Here is a 21,833-nt window from a genome sequence, read left to right on the forward strand (position 1 = left end):
CGAAGACCACCTACCGCGACTGGCTGGCCCGCTGGTCGCCGATCACTTTCAGGAGCTCCAACTTGTCGTGGCTCTCGCCGCCGGGTTGCGCGGTGTAGACGACCAGTTGCTGCGACTGGTCCGGGTCGATCAGCCGCTGGCAGTACAGGTCGATCGGCCCGACCTCCGAGTGCACGAGCTGCACCGGGCCGCAGTAGCGGCTCGCTACCGGATGCTCGCGCCAGAGCGCGGCAAACTCCGGGCTCGCCTCGAGCAGCGCACCGACGAGCGCGCCCGCCCGGGAATCCTGGCCGTCACGAATGTACGACTCGTGCAGGTCCGCGACGATGAGCGGCCCCTCCGCAGGCCGCAGAAGCCGGGTCGCCGGGTCGGTGAACCAGCGATAGTGCAGGCTGCGCGCGAAACCCTTGTGGACGCTCTCGTCGCCGATCAAGGCGACGGACAGCGGGGTCTGCAGCAATGTCTCGCCGAGCGGGCTCACCACCTGCGCCGCGGTATCTCGCAGACCGTCGAAGATGCGCATCATCCCAGGGTTGATGTGGTCGTCGGTGGAGCGGCGCGGGGTGGCGTACCCGGCGAGCCGGAAGAGATGGTCACGCTCCTCCATGGACAGGCGCAGCCCGCGGGCGAGTGCGCCCAGGATCTGCTCGGAGGGATGGGGACCGCGCGGCTGCTCGAGCCGGCTGTAGTAGTCGATCGACATGTCGGAGAGCACCGCGATCTCCTCGCGGCGCAGGCCATGCGTGCGCCTGCGCCGCGCGCGGGGCAGGCCGACGTCCTCCGGTTGCAGGGCTTCACGACGGGTACGCAGGTACTCGGCCAGCCGGGCGCGGTCCACGCTCACACCGCCGCGAACTCGACGCCGGCGAGACGCTGCGAGACGTCCCACAGCCTGGCGGCCGCGGCCTCGTCGCGTGCCGGGCGGTAGAGGTCCAGCTCGGCCGGACCGCCGGTGAATTGGCCGAACCCGTCCGGGCCGTAGAAGTGGCCGCCCCCCGCCTCGGGGCCGGTGGCCGCGTGCAGGGCCGGGAGCAGGCCCCGGTCGACGCCCTGCACCAGCACGCCGCAGTTCGCCAGGCGCTTCATGACAGCCTCGATCGGCGAGGGCTTCTCCCGGCCCAGGTTGGGGCCGGCGGCGTACAGACCGGTCAGGGTCGTGCCCGGGTGGGCGGCGTTGCTGACGATCCCCCACCCGGCCGCTCGTGAACGCCGGTCCAGCTCGAGCGCGAACATCAGGTTCGCGAGCTTCGACTGGTTGTACGCGCGGACCGGTGCGTACGCCCGCTCGCTCTGCAGGTCCTCCCAGTTCAGCTTGGCATGCCGCGCCGCGCTGCTGGTCATCGTGGTCACCCGGGCCTCGCCGGCGCTCAGCAGTGGCAGCAGCCGGCCGGTGAGCGCGAAATGCCCGATGTGGTTGGTCCCGAACTGCAGCTCCAGGCCATCGGCGGTGGTGTGCCGCGTGGCCGGCGTCATCAGCCCGGCATTGTTGATCAGGATGTGGATCGGCCGTCCCTCGGCGTTCAGGCTATCCCCCAGCGCCTCCACCGACCGCAGCGAGGCCAGGTCGAGCTCGCGGAGCGACAGGTCGGCACCAGGCACCCCGGCGCGTATGCGGCCCAGCGCGGCCTCGCCCTTGGCCTCATCGCGGACCGGCAGGACGACCTCGGCACCGGCCGCGGCCAGGCGGGCCGCCAGGCCCAGTCCGAGGCCGCTGCTCGCTCCGGTCACCACGGCGAGCCGCCCGGTCAGATCAATGGTGTTCTGCATGGATACCTTCTTCATGCCTCAACGCTGACGCCACTGCTCGTTCGCAACCATGTACTGCCAGTACAAGGCTCAGCGGCGGTGCCAGCCCCGCAGCTTCGCAGGATTCAGGACGACCCAGAGGGTCGTGGCCCGGCCCTCGTCGCAGCTGACGGCGATCACGGCCACGGCTGTGCCGGCCCGGCGGATCGCCAGGCCAGCGCGCCCGTTGACGCTCTCGATCGTCAGGTCGGTTCCGGGCAGCAGGGCACGGAGCAGCCGGGCGACCTCGACTGCTCCGTGCACGAGACGGGCCGGAGCGGGTACGCGGCCGCCGCTGTCGCACACGGCGACGGCGTCCAGATCGAGGACGGCCTCGATCTGGACGACGTCACCCGTGTGGCAGGCGGCGGCGAGCCGGCGTACGACGTCGTCATGGACGCCGGGCATCGCCCGCCAGCACACCCGCGTCCACAGCACCCGCCCTTTGATCGGGTGCGGGAACGCGCAGGCCGGCACCGGCCAGGAACGCCTCCCGGGGGTGCTGCACCGAGGTCAGCGAGACGATGTCCCGGCCGAACGCCACGGCGGTCACCCAGACCGCGAGCACCCGGAACTTCCGCTCCCAGGTCGGCACCGCCAGCACGTGGTAGCCGCGGTGCATCAGCCAGGCCGGGAAGCCCCGGATGACCAGGCGGCGGAACTGGAAGATGCCACGGCCAAGGCCGAGCGTGGCGACCACGCCGAGGCTGTGGTGCACGTACGGCTTCGGCTCGCGCCCGCGCAGCGTGGCGATCAGGTTCTTGGCCAGCAGCTTGCCCTGTCGCACCGCGTGCTGCGCGTTGGGCACGGTCGCCGCGCCGGGTCTCTCCGCGGCAAGGTCGGGGACGGCCGCGTCGTCGCCGGCGCCCCACGCATCCGGCACCGGCGCCTCGTCGGTGCCGACCCGCAGGTCGATCCGGACCACGAGCAGCCCGCGCTGGTCGATGGGCAGGTCGGTGTGGTTGTGCACCATCGGGTTCGCGGCGTTGCCGACGGTCCAGACGATCAGCTCGGAGTCGAACTCCTCGCCGGTGGACAGCACCACGTGGCCGTCAATCGCGGAGAGCAGCTGGGCGTTCAGGTGTACCTGCCCGCCGCGCTTCTTCAGCGAGCGCACCACCCATTCGCCCGGCTTGTCAGTCACCTCGGGCAGGATCCGGCCGCGCGCCTCCACCAGGTGGAAGCTCAGCTCGTCCGGGCTCAGCTCGGGATAGCGCCGCACCAGCGCCTTGGCCAGCGCCAGCAGCTCGCCGAAACCCTCGACGCCGGAGAAGCCACCGCCGACGAACGTGACGGTGAGCAGCTTCCGGCGCAGCGGGCCGGGCGGAAGCCCGGAGGCCTGGTCGAAGGCGGTCAGCAGCCGGTCGCGGATCGCGACGGCCTCCTCGACGTGCTTCATGCCGATCGCGTGCTCGGTCACGCCTGGGATCGCGAGGGTGCGGGTCACCGCGCCCGCGGTCACGACAATGATGTCGTAATCCAGTTGGTAGGAGTCTCCCACCGCGGGACGCACGGTGACGGTCTTGTGCGCGTGGTCGATCCTGGTGACCCGCCCGGCGATGAGCTCGGTCTTCTTCAGGTGCCGGCGCAGCGAGACGGCGGCGTGCCGCGCCTCGACCGAGCCGGCCACCACCTCGGGCAGGAACGGCTGATAGGTCATGAACGGCCGCGGGTCGACGACGATCACGCGCGCCTCGCCCCGGCGGAGCTTCCTCTCCAGTTTCCAGGCCGTGTAGAAGCCGGCGTACCCGCCGCCGACGATCAGGATCGTCCGCATCTTCGCCCCTTGTCTCTCGCTGTCAGCAGCCAAGACAAGGCAGGCACCTATTTTGTGACAGCGGGCAACGCCGCAATCTTGTCGAGATTTATCATCCACAACACCTGGTCGATGCCCGCCTCGGAGGCGTTGATCGTGACCAGGCCGAGCAGCGTGCCGCCGCGCCGCAGGACCGCACCGGCCTGCCCGTTCGTCGTGACCCACTGCACGTCCACACCGTCCCAGTACCAGGTCGAGAACGCCGCGATGTACTTCGCCACATGGGCCGCGCCCACGACCACCTTGCGGGCGACCTGTTGCGCGCCGTTACCGTCAGCGACGCTCGCCGCATCGGCCGCGAACAACTGCTCCAGCGTCTCGAGATCGCCGGAACGGGCGGCGTCGAGGAAGGTCGCCAGCAGCCGCCGCTGGGCCGCGTCCCGCACCGGGATCTTCCGCTCGCCGACGATGTGCTTGCGCGCCCGGCTGACCAGCTGACGGACGGCCGGCTCGGTGGACTGCAGGATCGCGGCGATCTGCGGGTACGGGTAGTCGAACGCCTCCCGCAGCACGTACGCAGCCCGTTCGTGCGGTGTCAGCTTCTCCATCAGCATCAGGACCGCGAACTCCAGCGCCTCCCCGCGCTCCGCGCCCAGGAACGGATCCGCGCTGGTGTCGACCGGCTCGGGCAGCCAGGGCCCGATGTACGTCTCACGGCGGACCCGCGCCGACTGCAGCTCGTTGATGGCCAGCCGCGTCGTGGTCGTCGCCAGAAACGCGCCCGGATTGTTCACCACGCTGCGGTCGGTCGTCTGCCAGCGCAGCCAGACGTCCTGCACCAGATCCTCGGCCTCGCTGGCGCTGCCGAGCATGCGGTACGCGATCCCGAACAAGCGAGGACGCACGCCCGTGAAGATCTGCGCCGCCTCGTCGAGATCCCCCACCCGGTCCCGCCAGCCGACGGCCGGGACTGGTGTTCGTGAGTTCGGGTCCACTCACGAGGCCGGCAAGGAATCACACAGGCGAGCGGGCCAACGCGGTGCGGGCCGCTGGCAGAGTAACGAGCGCCGGGCAGGTTCTTTGGCGGCCCCCAGGTTTCTGTCCGCTCATTACCTGTCGTCCATACAGATGATTGCCAGCGGGTAATGGAAACTGGGCAGAGGGCGTGGCGGATTTCGCCGGACTCCGGCGCGATTTCCGGATGTCCGGTTCGGTATTGACACCTGTTCACGGCCATACTTAGCTTTCCTTACTCGTGTCGTGGGGTCGCAGGCGTGGCCGAGATCCGGCGTTCAGACGGACGCCGCGAAACGGAGGACAGGTATGCGCGCTCGCGTATGGGGCCGGACGCCGGGACGCGCCATCCGCAGCGCTGGATTCCGGGCGCTACCGGTCGTGCTCGCCGTCCTCATGCTGGCCAGCGGTGGCCAGGCCGCGCCCCGTACGGCCGTGGCCGGGATGCCCGGCGAGGCGGACGGTTCGGCCTCCGGCCCTCCCGTGGTGCTGCCGAGGATCGACTGCGCGGCTCTCGCCGGGCAGGACCTGTCGGGGACGCCCGGCGCTCCGGCGGTCATCGGGTCCGCGACCGCGACGACCTCGCCGGGCGGCTGGGCGGCCTGCGAAGTCAAGGGGATCGCGGCGCCGCAGATCCAGTTCGACGTGCTCCTGCCCACCAAGACGTGGCGGCAGCGGTACCTGCAGACCGGGTGCGGGGCGTTCTGCGGCAGTGTCGACTTCTTCGCCGACGCGTCGGACGGGTGCGTGCCGCTGGACCGCGGTGACTTCGTCGTAGCCACCAACAACGAGGGGCACGTCGGCGTCTCCGGCTTCGACGCCAGCTTCGGTGCCGACCCGCAGCTGCGGGTCGACTTCGGCTACCGGGCCGACCACGTCGTCGCGCTCGTCGCCAAGCGGCTCATCGCGCTCTACTACGGACAAGGCCCGCGCTACTCGTACTTCGACGGCTGCTCGCAGGGCGGCCACGAGGGGTTGACCGAGGCGCAGCGCTACCCGCATGACTTCGACGGCATCGTAGCCGGCGCCCCGGCGTCGTTGCTCACGTCGCTCATCGTGTGGTCCGCGGGCTGGCACGCCACGGCGAACACCGACGCGCAGGGCCGACCCATCCTGACCGCCGCCAAGCTCCCCGCGCTGCACGCTGCCGTCCTGCGCGAGTGCGACGCACGCGACGGCCTGGCCGACGGCCAGATCGATGACCCGCGTGCCTGCGCGTTCGATCCGCGGAGCCTGCGCTGCGCGACGGGAAGCGACAGCCCCGACTGTCTCACCGACGCGCAGATCGATGCCGTACGCAAGCTGTACGACGGGCCGCGCGACGAGCGGGGACGGCGGATGTACCCGGGGGGTGAGCCCGTGGGCTCGGAAGCGACCTGGGCCCGCTGGGTCACTCCGACCGCCACCGGCGCCCCGGCCGTGGCCGAGGGCAACGCGACGAACGCGCTGAAGTACCTCGCCTACCCGTCCGCCCGGCCGTCGGTGACACTGCACGACCTGCACTACGACTCGGCGACGTTCTACGAGATCTACCAGCAGGCCGGCATCTACGACGCGAGCGACCCCGACCTGACGGCCTTCCGCGCCGCGGGTGGGAAGCTCCTCCTCTGGCACGGCTGGGCAGACCAGGCAATCTCGCCCTACGGGACGATCGCCTACTACCACGCCCTCGCCGAGCGCATGGGCGGGACGGACGCCACGCAGCGGTTCGCCCGCCTGTTCATGCTGCCGGGCGTCGCCCACTGCGGTGACGGTCAGGGACCGGACGCGATCGACGCGCTCACCCCCACCCTCGCCTGGGTCGAGAAGGGCGTCGCACCCGACCGGCTCGTCGCCACGAAGCGCCAGGACGACACCGTCGTACGGACCCGGCCGGTCTACCCCTACCCGACCGTCGCCCGCTACGACGGGAGCGGCAGCATCGACGACGCGGCGAACTTCCCACCGACACCGCCGCCCACGCGCTACGAGGACGACATCCCCTGGCTCGGGTCGTTCCGCTCCGGCTACGAGCAGACCTGCGTCTGGCACGACGGCCACTGGACCTGCACCCCGGCGCCGCAGCCGAGCTAGCTTGCACGCTGGGATGGCGGTGAGGTGCCGCACGGTGATCGCGGCGAGGCGGAGGCCTCCGAGGCGGGAGATCAGTGACGGTCTTCATGAAGTCAGAAGTCGCTTCCGGGCGGTCACGACACGAACGCCCGCTCGGCTGTTGCTCCGTGGGTGCTCCATCGCGTCGGGACCCACGAGCACCCACTGGACTGAGCGGCACATGCACCGCCGCCATATGCCACCAAGTCGGACAAGCATCGGACCAGAACGCAGGTCAGCGTGGCGGCATCCTGTCCTTGGTGACCGCGTTTTCGAGATCCCGGGCGAAGGTGTCCGGATCGCGGGTGCGCACGTAGGTCGACACGGCGTCGTAGAAGCCCTCCGTGAACTTTGGGCTCATGGCCTCGCCGTGGGCGACCGACAGCAGCACCGACGAGCCCCAAAGGCTCTTCGAGGCATCTCGCTGGTAGACAGACAGGGACGAAATATCAACGTTCCGGAGCACCGGTACCGATCCCTTCGCCTTGCTGAACGGAATCTGGGTCGCCGGCTTGCTAATGTCGCTGAGGAAGGCAAGGGCGTTCTTCGCGTTCTTGGCTCTGGTCGCGGCCACGAAGACGTCGACGACCGCGAGGAAGGCATCGTCGGTGCCGGGAAACGCCGCAGCTCCGAAGTCCTTGCCCTCCCGCGCGCCGGAGGTGACCAGCTCGCCGTACGCCGAGTCATTTAGGGACTCGAAGGCGCAACCACCGGTGGCGAGCTTCTTTGTCGCCGCGTCCCAGGTCAACGTGCCGGCTTCGGGATCGGCGTAGGCGAGGATGTCACCGAAGGTCCGCAGCGCTGTCCGCACCTGCGCGCTGCGCCAGTTGAGGCGATCGCCGGTCATGTCCTGCCAGCCTTTCACCCCGATGGTGCTGAGTAGCACGTTCTCGAACAACTCGACGGTGGTGAACGGGTCCTTGCCGCCGAGACACAGGGGGATGGCTCCGGACGCCTTGACCTTCCGCAGGTCGTCCAGGAAGGCAGCGAGGGCGTAGTCGCCGGAGGGTGGCGTGACGCCCGCCCGGTTGAGGAGCTCGGTGTTGAACCACAGCATGTTGCTGCGATGGGCACCTGTCGGCACCCCGTACGGCTTGCTGCCGTGCATGAGCGAACCCAGGATGGTCGGCTGCATCGTCGCGCGTAGGTCCCCGTCGGCAAAGACCGGCGCGACGTCGCGGATGACGCCGCGGTCGGCGTAGCCCTGCACGGACTTGCCCGCGAAGGTCTGCCAGACGTCGGGCGGGTCGCCGCTCTGCAGCCGCTTGGCCAGGGCCACGACCGCCTGTGATCCGGCGCCGCCCGGGACCGCGGCGTTGACGACGTCGACGTTCGGATTCGTCTGGTGCATGGCGGAGAACAGGACGTTCAGCGCGGCGGCCTCCGAGCCGGAGGTCCACCACGACACGACCTCGAGCTGCTTGGTTTCCTTCGTTGGGCTCGTCGGCTTCGGCGGGCCGCAGCCGGCCACGGCGAGCACCACGACCGTGACTGCCGCTACCGCGCGGCGCCGGCGGTTCATGCCGTACCCCCGGTGACGGTGCTCGGCCCGGCGCCCTTGGGCAGGACCGGCTCGGTGCTCCCGTGGACGGGCCCGGCCGCGGCCCTGAGGTCGTAGAGGGCGTAGAGCCCGACGACGGCGAAGCAGACGGCTGGGACGATGAAGGAGATCGCCGCGCTCGTCCGGTCCACGAGCCTGCCTTGTATCACCGGCATGATCGCGCCGCCCACGATGGCCATCACGAGGCCGGCGGCGCCGAACTTGGTCGCCGGACCGAGCCCTTTGAGGGCCACGCCGTAGATCGTCGGGAACATGAGCGACAGGCAGAAGGACAGGGAGACCACGGCAAGAACCCCGGCGAGGTTGGGACTCACTATCGCGAACATGCACAGCACCACCGCCAGCAAGGCCAGCACGGCGAGCACCTTGGTGGCGCGCACACGACCGATCACCCACGTCATCAGGAAGCGTGATCCGAGGAAGATGAGCAGGCTGAGCTGCAGATAGGCGCCACCCTTCTGCAGGCTGCCGCCCAGTGCCTGCTCCACGTACTGGATCAGGTACGTCCAGGTGCACACCTGAGCCCCGATGTTCGCGAACTGGGCGATCACCCCGAAGCGGTACCGCTTGCTGCGCCACAGCACGCCGAACAGGTCGCGGGTGCCGCCGGTGTGCGGGCCGGCATCGGGGAACTCCTCGACGATCGGCGGCGCCTTCTGGCTCGCGATGGCGACGGCGATGAGCACCAGGAGGACGGCCAGCCCCAGGTATGGGGCCATCACCGCGCCGAGCTCGCCCGCGCGGATGGTGCGCAGCTGATCCGGGCTCAGCGACGCGATGTCCACCGGCTCCGCGAGCTTGGGCAGGATGAGCGCCGAGGCCAGCAGCACACCGATGTTCGTGCCCACCGGATTGAATGCCTGGGCGAAGTTCAGCCGCCGGGTCGCCGTTTCCTCCGGGCCGAGCGACATGACGTACGGGTTCGCGGAGGTCTCCAGAATCGAGCAGCCGGCGGCCATCGCAAACAGGGCCAGCAGGAACGCCGCGTACGTCATGATCTTGCTCGCCGGATAGAAGAGGAAGGCGCCCAGCGCCGCGAGCCCCAGTCCGGTGAGGATTCCCGTCTTGTAGCCGAAGCGGTGGTTGATGAAGGCCGCCGGGAGCGCGAGCACGAAGTATGCGCCGAAGTAGGCCAACTGGACGAGCGACGCCTGGAAGGTGCTCATCTCGAAGATGCGCTTGAAGCCTGCCACCATCGGCGTGGTGAGGTCCTGCGCTATGCCCCAAGCGGTGAAACAGGCGATCAGAGCAATGAAGAGCAGTCGCATCCCACGGCCGAGCAGCGGCCGCCGCTGTCCTCGCTCGTCTTCATCCGCTAGTGGCAGCGTCATGCTGGCCCTCGGTACTCCTTCCGTGCACCGTGCGTACCAGTGGGTGGTCGGCGACCTGGCGCCGCGGACTATCAGGAGCGGATCGATGGAGTACTGGTGATCGAAACGGGCGCTGCCGGGAACGTCGTCGCCGGCCGCCATCAACCAGGGCGGCCCGCGCCACGCCTTGGGCGGATTCGGGACAGAAGCAATGCAGCGTTACCGATTACCAGTCACTACTGACAACGCTCAATGTCCTGCCGCCGGACGTCCGACCATGACATCCTCCGCCGCAAGCCGTGCCGCCCGCACTGCACTTTGCGGCCAGAACACCCGATTGCGACCTTTACGGCCAGAACACCGAGCTCCCGCTACCCACCCCGACGCCCCACAAACCGGGTCATCACGTGGGTGTCGCTCGGCGCGACGGCCGGCCGGACGATCCTGTGGGTGCCGAAACCCCATCGATGGGCTGTGCGCTTGCGACGCAGCCGGCGACGCCGGCGCCTCGGGCGCGATCGCTACCGGACCGGCAGCGGTCGGCGCCCTCTGCTTCGTGCTTCCGTCGCGGGACTCCGTACGCGACACCTTCTCACTCCCGTGTTTGGGGTTTAGAGATACCGGGTGAGGGCACGTTCGTCGCTCGCGGATATGTGACGGTGGGCCTGCGCGGTGATGGGACGGGGCGTGGAGATCAAGCCTGCGGCGATGGTGCTTCCGAAGGACACCAGCCGCTTGGAGCAGGGCAGGTATGGTCCGGTTTTCCCGCGGACGCCGGCCTGCTACGGGTTCACGATCATCGCGAAGGTGAAGCCGGGCCGGGCGGACGTGATGCGGGAGTACGGCAGCACCCTGGCCGAGGCTTTGGAGGCCGACCCGTACCTGCTGGCGCCGCTGAAGCTGCACTACCTGCGGTGGGTGCTGTTCGACGACGACAGCAGGTTCATGTACCAGGGCATCTTCGACACCGACTTCGACAAGTACACCGAGGACGCTGTCGCCCTGTTCACGAAGTCGGGGGTGAGCACGGCGTTCGAGAACCTTGAGGGGTTCCCGGAGGACTGGAGGACCAATCCGGAGGCGTTCGTCCGGTTCGTGCGTGAGCACCAGTGCCCGAGCTTCATTGAATACGGCGAGTACCCGTACGTCACCGCCGACGAGATCAAGAAGGCGCTGCGGATCAAGCACGCCCTGTCCGAGATGCTCGACCAGCTCCAGTGAGGACCCCATGACCGGCCAGCCCACCGCGCGGGTCTACAACACTAGGCACCAACCGCGACCGCGCACGCCCGGCCGGCGCCGCGTGAGCATCTACGTGGCGTGGAGCTATCCCGCCGAAGCCGGGCGCAACGTGCAGGAGCTGGACAACCGGTTCTCCACGATGACCGAGGTGCGCCGGGTGGCCTGGCCCTCGTACGAGGATCCCAAGTTCGCTGATCCGATGCGATTCCAGCAGGGCATCGCCGGAGCCCTCGAACTGTTCTTCTGGGCGTGGGCGCCGTTCCAGGACTTCGCCGCCGAGACCACGGAGCACCCGGTGGCGGTGTACCAGCGCGTCGATCAAGCCGGGTTCGTCACGCCGCTCGACGAGCGGGTCCTCGCCGACACCGACACGCTGCTCGTGTTCGGCCTGGACCACATGGTCACCGGACAGGAAGCCACCGTCGAGGAGATCGAGGCGGTCCGCGCGTGGGTCGGCCGGGAGGGCACCTGCCTGGTGCTGGGCCCGCACCACGACGTCGGCGCCGGCGACGACCTCACCGTGCGCGACCAGGAGTACCACCACCACGGCGACGCGCTTGTGCCGCGCCAGCAGCGCTTTGGCCGCTACACCCGTTCGCTGATGGAGGGCCTCGGTGTGCCGGTGCAGAACCGGTACGGGCTGCGTCCGGCCGTGGTCGAGCCGAACAAGGTCGCGCCACTGTCGATCAACCGGGATCTCGACACCCTCGGCTGGCTGACCGGGGTAACCAGCTTCAACTTCCACATGCACCTGCCGCACTACGCTGTCACCACCGATGATGAGCAAGCCGTGCGGGTGCTGGGCCGTCAGCCGATCGACCTTTCGCGGCCTGGGCATCCGTTCATCGAGGCGGGCAACACCGAGTTCAACACGTTCCTGTGGCTACCACCGGCCGGCCCGCGTGCCGGTGACATCCTCATGGCCGACTCGACGATCTTCAGCACGCTGTTCGGCGCCGACGAGAGCCTGCGCAACTTCTGGCGCAACGTCGTCACCAGGTAACGCGGAGGACTGGCCGTGGACCTGCATGACATCCAGCGCGGCGTGCTCAGCCCACGCCCGTCGCCGTACGCGGCGACCTACCTCGTGTTCCGGATCGACGACCGCGCCGACGGCCGCGAGCTGATGCGTCGTGCCGCTGACATGGTCACCTCCGCTGCCGACACGAGAAGTCCGCTCGGCGAGGCCTGGGTCAGCGTCGCCGTCACCTGCCACGGCCTAAGGGCGCTGGGGGTGGCGCAGGAGTCGCTGGACTCGATGGCGTGGGAGTTCCGTCAGGGCATGGCCGCGCGCGCGACCGCACTGGGCGACATCGGGCCCAGCGGCCCTGGGTACTGGGAACCGCCGCTGGGTTCACCGGACGTCCACGTCGTCCTGGTCGCCTTGGCGCCGGACACTGCGCTGCTGGACGCGGCGATCGGCCGCGCCCGGCCAGCGTACGAGCAGCTGGACGGGATCACCGCGATCTGGCGGCAGGACTGCCACGCCCTGCCGAGCGAGACCGAGCCGTTCGGCTACCGCGACGGCATCAGCCACCCCGCCGTCGAGGGCAGCGGCATCCCCAGTTCGAACCCACTCGAGCAGCCACTCAAGGCCGGCGAGTTCGTCCTGGGCTACCCCGATGAACTCGGCGGCGTACAGACCACCACACCCGAGGTCCTCGGCCGTAACGGCAGCTACGTCGCCTTCCGCAAGCTACGGCAGGATGTTGCCGCGTTCCGCCGCTTCCTGCGGGACAACTCCACCGGCGGCGACGATGAGGAGCTGCTCGCCGCCAAGGTCATGGGCCGGTGGCGCAGCGGCGCCCCGCTCGCGCTGGCACCCGAGCGCGACGACCCGGCGCTGGGCGCCGACCGCGGCCGCAACAACGCCTTCCTGTTCGGCGGCGATGATCCGGACGGGTTCACCACTCCGGGCGGTTGCCACATCCGCCGCGGCAATCCACGCGACTCGGCCGTCGCCGGCGAGCCCCGTCTGCACCGCATGATCCGCCGCGGTACCGTCTACGGGCCGCCGCTTCCCGACGGCGTCCTCGCCGACGACGGCGCCGACCGTGGACTGATGTTCGCGTTCGTCGGCGCCCACCTCGGCCGCCAGTTCGAGTTCGCCCAGACCCAGTGGCTCAACGACGGCGTCTTCTTCGGTGCCGGCGACGCTCGCGACCCGATCGCCGCCACCGGCGACGGCCCGGGCGACTACACCATCCCCCGCCGGCCCGTCCGCCGCAGGCTGCCCGACGTGCCGAGGTTCGTCACCACCCGCGGCGGCGAGTACGCCTTCCTGCCCAGCCTCAGCGCGCTGCGCTGGCTCGACGAACAGACCGACTGACCGGGCTGAAGCCACCGGACATGAACGCGTTGCATCTGCTGCTCAACGCCGTCACCGTCATCTTCATCGCGGCGACCATGTTCGCCGCCGGCCTCGGCGCCACCCTGCGCGCGCTGCGCACCGCGTTCAGCGACGTGCCCCTGCTCGTGCTGGTCCTGCTGGTCAACCTCATCCTCATCCCGCTGCTCGGCTGGGGCCTGGCCGTGCTGTCCGGCCTGGCCACCGCACCGTTCATCGCGCTGATCCTGACCGCGTCATCGCCCGGCGGGCCGTTCGGTGCCAAGCTCGGCATGGTCCAAGGCGGCGACGTCACCACCGGCGCCGCGATGCAGGTGCTGCTCGCCGCGGTCGGCAGCATCACCTTCGGCTTCACCGCCGACGCGTTGCTGACCGCGGCCGACGTCGGCGGCGGCATCTCCCTCGACGTCGGCGCGCTGGTCCGCACCGTCGCGATCCTGCAGCTGGTGCCGTTCGCGATCGGGCTCATCCTGCGGCACTACGCCACCGAGACCGCCCTGTCGTGGCACCCCGCCGCGGTCAAGGTGTCGAACGTGACCTTCCTGATCGTGCTGGCGGGCATGCTGCTGGGCAACTGGAGCGACGTCGTCGCCCTGCTCGGCACCCGATCGCTGGTGGCCGGGTTCCTGTTCTCCGCACTCTCATTCGGCCTGGGCACGCTGCTGGCCACCGGCCCCGTACGGCGGCGCACCACCATGGGCAGCATCACCGCAGTCCGCAATGCCGGACCGGCCCTGGCAGCCATCGGCATCGCCTTCAACGACCAGCCGGCGATCCTCGGCGCGCTCGCCGCAATCCTGCTCAGCGGCCTAGCCGCAGCCATCCCCATCGCCGCGACCCTCGGCCGCCGGCGGCCCAGATCGCCGGAGGCAACCACCGAAATGCCTGACGCCGCCCCCTGAGCGCAGGACGGTCGTCAGCCGTTCGTGGGTCCGGCTTGCGCGCGCTGCTACCCATCATGAGACGGCGATGATGCGATCGGTCGGGTCAGGAAGACGCCGGCCAGGCCACCGAGCGCTGCGCCGACACCGGGTATCGACGAGGATCGCGACTGGGTGCGGCCCGAGCGCACGTCCGAACACGAGCCGGCGAAGCACCCCTTCGATGGCGTTGTGCCTCAGCAGCACGATACCCGGCATTCCACACATGCGGGCGTCTCCGGCGTCCGGTATACACGCTCCAGACCGCCCGAGGTGGACCGGCCGTGTCGGTCGGCACCGGGCGCGGCCGGTGCTCGTTCCAAACGACTGCCGATCCGACGCAGCACGCGGTCGACCCGGGCCAGGTGCGGTCGCGGTGGTCAGCGTGTGTACAGATCAAAGTCTGTGTCGGGACGTGTCGTCGCTGTTCGTGGGGGTGAGTGGGAGATCCGCGCGTAGGTCGGTGCCCGCTCCGTGTGGGCTGTGGAGGACGATTCGGCCGCCGAGTGCTTCGGCGCGGTCTTTGAGGCCGAGCAGGCCGGTGCCGCGGGCGAAGTCGGCGCCGCCGGTGCCGTCGTCGCGGACCGCGATGCGCAGGACGGTGTCGGCGGTGTCGGCTTCGACGGTGACCGTGGCGGTGGAGGCGTGTGCGTGTTTGGCTATGTTGGTGAGTGCCTCGGCGATGATGTAGTACGCGCTGACCTCGACCTGTTCGGGCAGCCGCCGCACGGTGTGTATGTCGAGCTCGACGGGGATCGGTGAGCGGCGGGCGAGGGCGCGCAGTGCTGGGCTCAGGCCGCCCTCGGTCAGGATCGCCGGGTGGATGCCGCGGGAGATTTCACGGAGCTCGTCCACGGCGCTGGTTGCTCCGGTGACGGCGTGGTCGAGTTGGGTGCGGAATGTGTCGAGTTCGGGTGGTAGTTCGGCTTGTGCCATGCGCAGTTGCAGGGCCAGTGCGAGCAGCCGTTGTTGGGCGCCGTCGTGGAGGTCGCGTTCGATGCGTCGGCGGGTCTGGTCGGCGGCGGCGACGATCCGTGCGCGTGAGTTGGTGAGTTCGGTGCGGCTTTCGGCGTTGGCGACGGCGGTGGCGACGAGTTCGGTGAAGTCGGCGAGTCGTTGTTCGGTGTCTTCGGGAAGTCGTTCGTGCCGGGATCCGATGGCCATGGCGCCCCAGACTCGGTCTTCGACGACGATTGGGCTGGCGACTATGGAGCCGACTCCGAGGGAGATGGGGTGGTCTACTGCGGTGAGGTCGTCCACGTCGGTGCGTGCTGCTCGGCCGGTGACTTGCACCGTGGCCATGGCTCGGCCGGGTGGCGGTTTGCCGCGCCAGCCGGCTTGTGGGTATGGGAGTCCGTAGCTTCCCATCACTGTTGCCTCTGCGTCGGGTTCGAATCGTGCGATCAGTGTGACGTCGGCGCCGAAGAGTGCGCTGACCTCGTCGGCGACGGCGTCGAAGACGAGGTCGGGTCTTGCGCCGCGGGCGACGAGTGTGGCTACGCGTCGTAGGGCGGCTTGTTCGTCGGCGATGCGGCAGAACTCGGCGTAGAGGTGAGCGTTGTCGAGGGAGACGGCGAGCTGGCCGGCGATGAGTTTGACGCTGTCGAGGCGTTCGGCGGTGAAGGCGCCGCGGATGAGACGGTTTTCGAGGAGGAGCACCGCTTGGAGGGCGTTGCGGCTGAGGATGGGTATGGCCAGGAGTGAGCAGCAGGTGAGGTCGGCGAAGTGGGGGTCGCGGGCGAAACGGTCGTCGTGGGTGGCGTCGCTCACGACGAGGGGTTCACGTATCCGCTGGGCGTATCGCAGCACGGACAGTGGCACTGCGTGTTCGTGGCCGCTGCCCTTGACCGGGATGATGTCGGTGTCGCCGTCGGGTGCGGGCAGCAGCCAGCCCTGCCGGTCCTCGCTCCACAGCAGCAGGTGTACGCCGGTGGCGCCGGTCATCGCGGAGAGGACCTCGACCAGGCGGGAGTGCAGCCCTGGGACGTTGGTTTCGGAGCTGAGTGCCTGTGAGGCGGACAGGATGCCGAGCAGGTCGATCGTGCCGGTCGTGACGGTGGAGCGCTGGTCGCCGCCGTGCCCGGCGGTCGCATCGGCTGGCAGCCGCAGGGTCGGGTATGCCCAGTCCAGTTGGTTGACTTTGGCTGTGGCGCCCCAGGTGAGGTATTCCTGGCGGGCTTCGGCGAGGAGGGTGTAGCCGGTGTGTTCGACGCCGTGGGCGAGGTGGAAGCGGGCCGCGTGTTCGGTGATCAGGGCCCGGTGCCACGGCCGCTGCACCTGGGCGGCGTCGCGCCGGGCGGCGTCGAAGGCGAGGACGGCGGCGCGGAAGTCGCCGACCGCCCAGGCCCGTTCCGCCTCGAGCAACCGCAGCAGATGCCGGAAGTTCGCCGGCGCGTCCACCGCCCGGGCGGCCAGCCACTGCGTCACATCGTCCAGTTCGGACAGCAGACCCGCACGCTCATCACCACGGTCGGCCCGGACCTGCCCGGCAAGGGCCAAGCCACGCAACATCTGCGCCATAGCGGCCGGGTAGACGCCCTGGCCGGCTGATAGCAGCGGCATCGCCGCCGCGGTGTGCCGCGTCAGGCCGTCCAGGTCACCGAGGATGGCCGCGGTGACCCCGCGAGCGGCATGCGCGTGGAGCAGCGTCAGCATGCTGCTGGGATATCTGTCGGCGTGCTCCACCGCATCGGCTGTGATGGAGCTTTCGCCGCGCAGCACACCAGCGAGCCGCCGGTAACTGTCGAGCAATTCGCCGGTCTGCTCGGCGCCGGTCCGCCGCATGAAGGCCAGCCCGGCCTCCACCTCGGCGACGTAGACGTCCAGCGATGACGCGCAGCCCAGCAGGCCCGGCACGGTGGCGTAGTAGGTGTGTCCGGCGTTGGCCAGGTCACCCCCCGCGAGCAACCCCTCCCGGGCCCGCCGACCTGCCTGGACAATATCTTCGAGCGGTTCGAACCAGCAGCTCAGGAGCGCTGACAGAAAGCGCGCCTGTGAGGTGTCAGGCTCGTAGTCCCGGGCCTCGCCCAGCGCCACGATCCGCCGCAGGGCCCGGTATCCCGAGGCGTAGTCGCCGTGCATGTCCACAACGGCGAAGGCGATGTGGCTCGCCGGGCCGAGCAGGGCACCGGCCGGGCCGTGCTCGATCCAGATCCGCAGCGCCTCCGAGCTCAGCCAGGCGACCATAGCCTGATCGGGGGTGAAGAAGGCCGCCGGCAGGACCGCGTTGATCAGACGGGCCGCGGCCAGCAGAGCCGGCTCGGTGATGTCCGGTCGAGTCAGATCGTCGCTGGCTTTCGTGTGGTCCAGCCACTGGTGCAGATAGTCGAACCGGCGGTCGGCCTCCATCGGGAGCCGGTCGGCGGCGGGCACGGCGATGCCGAGCTCACGCAACGACTCCAGGCCAAGCCCGATCGCCTCCGCCAAGCAGTTCCGGTGGGTCAGGCTGCGCACCTGCACCACCGTCGCGTCCGCACGGTCCAAGGTGTTGACGCACAGCCCTTCGATCGTGCGGTATTCGTCGTCCGCGTCCTCCAGGCGTCCCAGGCTGTACAGGGCGGCGTGGCGGCCGGTGCGCACCTCGATCAGCGTGGCGATGTCGCCTGCGTCGATCAGCCGCAGCGTGGCGGTCAGCAGCGCGTTCACCAACGTGTAGTCCCCGATCAACGTCGCCTGATCGGCAGCGCGCCGCAACAGCCCCACCACGCGACATCGCTCCGCAGCGTCGTGGACGTCGTCGACCACCGGCAGGTACTGCTCCGCCGCGACCGCGGCCAACTCCGGCACACCAGCCAGCCGCCGCGCCATCGCCAACCGCAGGGCACGTCGCGGCTGCGGATCTAGCCCGCGCAGGGCCATCTCACGGATCCGGTCGTGCCGGAACCGGACCGCGTCCCGCACCCCGGGCTCCATCAACACGAGACCCTCGTCGAGAGCGGGCGCCAACCGCTGCTCCACCACATCCACCGGCTCAGCGGTGGCGGCCTGCAACACACTCAACTCGACGCGCCCGCCAAGGCACGCCATCGCCTCCACCATCCGCCGTGACTGCCCTGACAGGGCAGCAACACCGGCTGCCAGCAGCCCGGCCACGTCGGACCTGCCCACGTATGCACGCACGGACGCCGCGTCCCACCGCCAGCCGGCGGCCGTGGCGGTCAGCACATCGTCACGTCGCAGCGCGTTGAGCAATTCCACGGTCTCGTACGGGTTGCCGGACAGGTACGGACTGATCAACTCGACCAGGTCCGCCGCCGAGGTCCGATCCGCGTGGAGCATCTCCGCAACCATGGCGACGGAATCAGACACCGGCAGATCGACCAGCCGCAGATGCCGCACCTGCGGGTGCTCACGCCACCGGGACAACGGCGCCGACAACGGATGCGCCGCATCCACCTCGTCTTCGCGATACGCACCCACCAGCAGCAAACCATCGACCCGCTCATCGCTCAGCACCAGATCCACGACGCCCAACGGCGCGCGCCCCGCCCACTGCAGGTCATCAACGAACACGACCAACGGCCGTTTCCGCGAAGTGACCGCACGCAGCACTTCCGCCCCCACCCGCTGCGAACGAACCTGCGCGGTCAGCGGATCCCCCGGATCGGGGGGTACCCCCAGCAACGCCGCGAAGTCCGGCTGCACCGCGGTCAGCAACCCCGCGTTCGGCCCGGTCGCCTCCAAGATCCGCCCACGGATCTCGGCCAGCGCATCCTCCGGCTCGGCCAGCAACAACCGGCCCAACCCACGAAGTACCTGATGCACCGCGTCGAACTCCAGATCCCGCCGATACTGGTCGAACTTGCCCGCCACGAACCAGCCATCGCCACCCGTCACCACCGACCGCAGCTCATCGACCAACGCCGTCTTCCCCACCCCCGGCACCCCGCCGACCAACACCCCACGACACCCATCCGAAAGCGACTCCGCAAACGCCGCCCCCAGCGCCGCCACCTCCGCATCACGACCCACCAGCCGCGACGGCGGCAACAACCGCAACGGAACATCACGCGCACCGACCCGCAACCCAGCCGCTCCCTGGCCTGTGCCGGCGTCCCGCAACCACTCCAGGTCGTGGACCACACCCTCCGCCGTCTGATACCGGTTGTCCGGCTCTTTCTCCAGCAGATGCATGACAATCTCGGACAACAACCCTGGCACCGCCCGATTCACCTCGGCCGGCGGCACCGGCACCCGAGCCAAATGATCATGCGTAAGCCGCAACGGGTCACCGAAACCAAACGGCGGCGCACCCGTCGCGAGCTCATACAACGTCGCACCCAACGCATAGAGATCGGCACGCTGATCCACCGACCGGGCCGTACGCCCCGTCTGCTCCGGCGCCAGATACGCCAACGTCCCCACAATCTCCGTGTAATGCGTAAAATTGGGACGAATCTCGGCAAACGACGACGCCAACCCGAAATCCACCAGGCACGGCGTGCCGTCGCGAGCAATCACGACATTCGCCGGCGTGATGTCCCGATGCATCACACCCTGCCGGTGCATCCCCGCCACCGCCCGAGCCAACCCCACCGCAAACCCGACGAGATCATCGACCGCCAACGGCTTCGCCAACCCAGCCAGACACACGCCACCAACGTCCTGCATCACGACCGACCCCGGGAAGCGCGGCGCCTCCGCCAACTGGGCGATGCCCGCGAGACCGCGCAGCCGCTCCAGGATCGCCAACTCATGCCGCACCCGCCGCTGCGCATCCGCCCCCAGCGGCTCCTTACGGATGACGGTGCTTCCCGCCAGAAATAGCCGAGTGACACGCGTGTGCCCACTCTCATGCAGTATCTCGGCCCGAGCAGGTGGATCCCCGCCTGGCAGCAGTCCGCTTCTCCCCATCCGACACCTCCACACATGGTCGGAACCACTTCAAAGCGTACTTACCACCTATTCATGGGCGAAGGCGACTGTTCATGAGGACGCACACGGCGACGACGATGGCCTCGGGCGGGAGCGCTTGTTCATTGCCGGGCACGGCGCCGTCAAGGTCATCGGCGACCTTGTGGGTGCCGAAAAACCCCATCCATGGGTTGTGACCTGCCGGTTCTCGGATATGGCTGAGTCTGCGAGACGGGGTGGGCCAGCATGGTCCATCGTGCTGCTGCGACCGCCCTACCTGGCGCTCACGAGCGTGTTCACCCTCATACGGCTCACACCAATGACCGATTCGGACAAGAACGTCGAGATTCTGACGCTGCGCCACCGGCGTTGCTGGAAGGCCCACATCGGCGCCGACGACCGGCAGCTCTGTTGAACGCGGGCCGCGGACCTGATATCGCGTCGTGTGTCCGTGTAACCGGGAGTGGCAGCGGGTATCTGGGACACACGCGAGCCGGGGGGGGTGGTGAGCGTGAGGCTGGTGCGGGAGTCCGACTACCGGTTCCGTATCGACCCGTACGGCGAGATGCGGGTACCGGGCGTGGTGTTCGCCTCGCGGGCGCTGCTGCCCGATCCCGCCGGGGACAAGTCTCTGCAGCAGGTGGCCAACGTCGCCACGCTGCCCGGGGTGGTGGGCGCCTCGTACGCCATGCCCGACGTGCACTGGGGGTACGGGTTCCCGATCGGCGGGGTCGCCGCCACTGACGTCGCCGCCGGCGGGGTGGTCTCCCCCGGCGGTGTCGGGTTCGACATCTCCTGCGGCGTGCGGCTGCTCGCCGCCGACCTCGACCGCCAGGAGCTCACCGGGCCGTCGCTGCGGGCGCTGATGGATGGCCTCGCCGCGGCGACTCCCCGCGGCATGGACCGCGGTGCCGTGTGGCCGATGCACGGCGATGCCCGGCAACTACGGGAGGTGCTGGCCGGCGGCGCCCGGTACGCGGTGCGGGAGGGCCACGGGGTACAGCGCGACCTCGAACGCTGCGAGGACGGCGGCGCGGTGGCCGACGCCGACCCCGGGCAGGTCAGCGAGCGGGCGGTCCAGCGCGGGCTGGGCCAGGTGGGCAGCCTCGGGTCAGGGAACCACTTCCTGGAGGTCCAGGTCGTCGACCGGATCTACGACGAGCCGGCGGCCGAGGCGTTCGGGCTGCGGGCCGGCCAGGTGTGCGTCATGATCCACTGTGGGTCCCGTGGGCTCGGACACCAGATCTGCACCGACCACGTGCGCGCCATGGAACGCGCCATGCTCAGATTCGGTATCACGGTCCCGGATCGACAGCTGGCGTGCGCGCCGGTCTCGTCGCCGGAGGCTCAGGCGTATCTCGGGGCGATGGCCGCGGCGGCCAACTACGCGCGCGCCAACCGGCAGCTGCTCGCCGTGGCGGCCCGGCGCGTGTTCGGCAGGGTCACCGGTCGGGAGCTGGCGCTGGTGTACGACATCTCGCACAACCTCGCCAAGATCGAGACACACGAGGTGGCCGGGGTGCCGCGGCGGCTGTGCGTGCACCGGAAGGGCGCCACCCGGGCACTGCCGCCGGGCCATCCGGACCTGCCGGCCGACCTGCGCGGCGCCGGGCAGCCGGTGCTCATCCCCGGCACCATGGGCACCGCGTCCTACGTGCTCACCGGGCGGCCGGGTGCGCCGGCGTTCGCCTCGACCTGCCACGGCGCCGGCCGTGCGCTCAGCCGCCACCAGGCGGCCAAAACGGTGCACGGCAAGGAGCTGCGCGACCGGCTGCAGGCCGAGGGCATCGCGGTGCGCGGGGCATCGTTGCGCGGCCTGGCCGAGGAGACGCCGGAGGCGTACAAGGACATCGACACCGTCGTGGACGTTGCGCAGGGCGCCGGGCTGTGCGACCGGGTCGCGCGGCTGGTGCCGATCGGCGTGGTCAAGGGGTGATACCACCGGCGGGCTGCA

At 69.7% G+C, this 21,833-nt stretch carries 15 protein-coding genes; 7 read left to right on the plus strand and 8 right to left on the minus strand.

The window, feature by feature from the left end:
* Positions 1 to 10: 10 nt before the first annotated feature.
* Genes ACPPVO_RS33550 through ACPPVO_RS33570 form a run of 5 tightly spaced genes read right to left on the minus strand, consistent with a single transcriptional unit; the run spans position 11 to position 4,446 of the window.
* Entirely contained in the window at positions 11 to 838 is an 828-nt protein-coding gene (locus ACPPVO_RS33550) for a helix-turn-helix transcriptional regulator (protein ID WP_426502550.1), read from the minus strand.
* A 2-nt stretch (positions 839 to 840) separates the two neighbouring features.
* Positions 841 to 1,782 carry an SDR family oxidoreductase gene (locus ACPPVO_RS33555; RefSeq protein WP_426502551.1) on the minus strand — a complete coding sequence of 314 codons (942 nt, stop codon included), beginning with the start codon at positions 1,780 to 1,782 and terminating at the stop codon, positions 841 to 843.
* A gap of 54 nt (positions 1,783 to 1,836) precedes the next feature.
* Positions 1,837 to 2,193 carry a siderophore-interacting protein gene (locus ACPPVO_RS33560; RefSeq protein WP_426502552.1) on the minus strand — a complete coding sequence of 119 codons (357 nt, stop codon included), beginning with the start codon at positions 2,191 to 2,193 and terminating at the stop codon, positions 1,837 to 1,839.
* Positions 2,177 to 3,562, minus strand: coding sequence for an NAD(P)/FAD-dependent oxidoreductase (locus tag ACPPVO_RS33565; protein ID WP_426502553.1), 1,386 nt, complete (start codon positions 3,560 to 3,562; stop codon positions 2,177 to 2,179). The genes ACPPVO_RS33560 and ACPPVO_RS33565 overlap by 17 nt, the downstream gene beginning before the upstream one ends.
* A 47-nt stretch (positions 3,563 to 3,609) precedes the next feature.
* The gene (locus ACPPVO_RS33570) at positions 3,610 to 4,446 is read right to left on the minus strand and encodes a sigma-70 family RNA polymerase sigma factor (protein ID WP_426502554.1); all 837 of its coding nucleotides are present in this window, start codon (positions 4,444 to 4,446) and stop codon (positions 3,610 to 3,612) included.
* Positions 4,447 to 4,864: 418 nt separating this feature from the next.
* Here ACPPVO_RS33570 and ACPPVO_RS33575 point away from each other — a divergent pair, with 418 nt between their 5' ends.
* Positions 4,865 to 6,628 carry a tannase/feruloyl esterase family alpha/beta hydrolase gene (locus ACPPVO_RS33575; RefSeq protein WP_426502555.1) on the plus strand — a complete coding sequence of 588 codons (1,764 nt, stop codon included), beginning with the start codon at positions 4,865 to 4,867 and terminating at the stop codon, positions 6,626 to 6,628.
* A 253-nt stretch (positions 6,629 to 6,881) separates the two neighbouring features.
* Here ACPPVO_RS33575 and ACPPVO_RS33580 read toward each other — a convergent pair whose 3' ends face one another.
* On the minus strand, positions 6,882 to 8,168 hold the full coding sequence (locus tag ACPPVO_RS33580; RefSeq protein WP_426502556.1) for an ABC transporter substrate-binding protein: 1,287 nt from the start codon (positions 8,166 to 8,168) through the stop codon (positions 6,882 to 6,884).
* Positions 8,165 to 9,679 carry an L-fucose:H+ symporter permease gene (gene fucP / locus ACPPVO_RS33585; RefSeq protein WP_426502557.1) on the minus strand — a complete coding sequence of 505 codons (1,515 nt, stop codon included), beginning with the start codon at positions 9,677 to 9,679 and terminating at the stop codon, positions 8,165 to 8,167. Before fucP ends, ACPPVO_RS33580 begins: the two co-directional genes overlap by 4 nt.
* Positions 9,680 to 10,204: 525 nt before the next feature.
* Here fucP and ACPPVO_RS33590 point away from each other — a divergent pair.
* The 4 genes from ACPPVO_RS33590 to ACPPVO_RS33605 all read left to right on the plus strand — a co-directional run bounded on the left by ACPPVO_RS33590 (position 10,205) and on the right by ACPPVO_RS33605 (position 14,008).
* Entirely contained in the window at positions 10,205 to 10,738 is a 534-nt protein-coding gene (locus ACPPVO_RS33590; protein ID WP_426502558.1) for a hypothetical protein, read from the plus strand.
* A gap of 82 nt (positions 10,739 to 10,820) precedes the next feature.
* Positions 10,821 to 11,762, plus strand: a complete 942-nt coding sequence (locus ACPPVO_RS33595) for a hypothetical protein (protein WP_426502559.1) — start codon at positions 10,821 to 10,823, stop codon at positions 11,760 to 11,762.
* Positions 11,763 to 11,777: 15 nt separating this feature from the next.
* Complete coding sequence (locus tag ACPPVO_RS33600; protein WP_426502560.1) at positions 11,778 to 13,088, plus strand: Dyp-type peroxidase; 1,311 nt, start codon at positions 11,778 to 11,780, stop codon at positions 13,086 to 13,088.
* Positions 13,089 to 13,108: 20 nt separating this feature from the next.
* On the plus strand, positions 13,109 to 14,008 hold the full coding sequence (locus ACPPVO_RS33605; RefSeq protein WP_426502561.1) for a hypothetical protein: 900 nt from the start codon (positions 13,109 to 13,111) through the stop codon (positions 14,006 to 14,008).
* A gap of 414 nt (positions 14,009 to 14,422) precedes the next feature.
* On the opposite strand, the gene ACPPVO_RS33610 is transcribed toward ACPPVO_RS33605, so the two are convergent.
* The gene (locus ACPPVO_RS33610; protein ID WP_426502562.1) at positions 14,423 to 19,717 is read right to left on the minus strand and encodes an AAA family ATPase; all 5,295 of its coding nucleotides are present in this window, start codon (positions 19,715 to 19,717) and stop codon (positions 14,423 to 14,425) included.
* Positions 19,718 to 20,135: 418 nt separating this feature from the next.
* On the opposite strand from ACPPVO_RS33610, the gene ACPPVO_RS33615 reads away from it, so the two are divergent.
* Together ACPPVO_RS33615 and ACPPVO_RS33620 are read left to right on the plus strand one after the other, a co-directional pair.
* A complete protein-coding gene (locus ACPPVO_RS33615) occupies positions 20,136 to 20,294 on the plus strand; it encodes a hypothetical protein (protein ID WP_426502563.1) in 159 nt (52 codons plus the stop codon).
* A 96-nt stretch (positions 20,295 to 20,390) separates the two neighbouring features.
* Entirely contained in the window at positions 20,391 to 21,815 is a 1,425-nt protein-coding gene (locus ACPPVO_RS33620) for an RtcB family protein (protein WP_426502564.1), read from the plus strand.
* Positions 21,816 to 21,833: the final 18 nt, after the last annotated feature.

Origin of the sequence: Dactylosporangium sp. McL0621, assembly GCF_049995355.1 — a bacterium.
Taxonomy (GTDB): Bacteria; Actinomycetota; Actinomycetes; order Mycobacteriales; family Micromonosporaceae; genus Dactylosporangium.

Excerpts from the sequence above, each read along its gene's own strand:
- ACPPVO_RS33555 (WP_426502551.1), bottom strand. The coding sequence starts at position 1,782 with ATGAAGAAGGTATCCATGCAGAACACCATTGATCTGACCGGGCGGCTC.
- ACPPVO_RS33560 (WP_426502552.1), bottom strand. The coding sequence starts at position 2,193 with ATGCCCGGCGTCCATGACGACGTCGTACGCCGGCTCGCCGCCGCCTGC.
- ACPPVO_RS33565 (WP_426502553.1), bottom strand. The coding sequence starts at position 3,562 with ATGCGGACGATCCTGATCGTCGGCGGCGGGTACGCCGGCTTCTACACG.
- ACPPVO_RS33575 (WP_426502555.1), top strand. The coding sequence starts at position 4,865 with ATGCGCGCTCGCGTATGGGGCCGGACGCCGGGACGCGCCATCCGCAGC.
- ACPPVO_RS33580 (WP_426502556.1), bottom strand. The coding sequence starts at position 8,168 with ATGAACCGCCGGCGCCGCGCGGTAGCGGCAGTCACGGTCGTGGTGCTC.
- fucP (WP_426502557.1), bottom strand. The coding sequence starts at position 9,679 with ATGGCGGCCGGCGACGACGTTCCCGGCAGCGCCCGTTTCGATCACCAG.
- ACPPVO_RS33605 (WP_426502561.1), top strand. The coding sequence starts at position 13,109 with ATGAACGCGTTGCATCTGCTGCTCAACGCCGTCACCGTCATCTTCATC.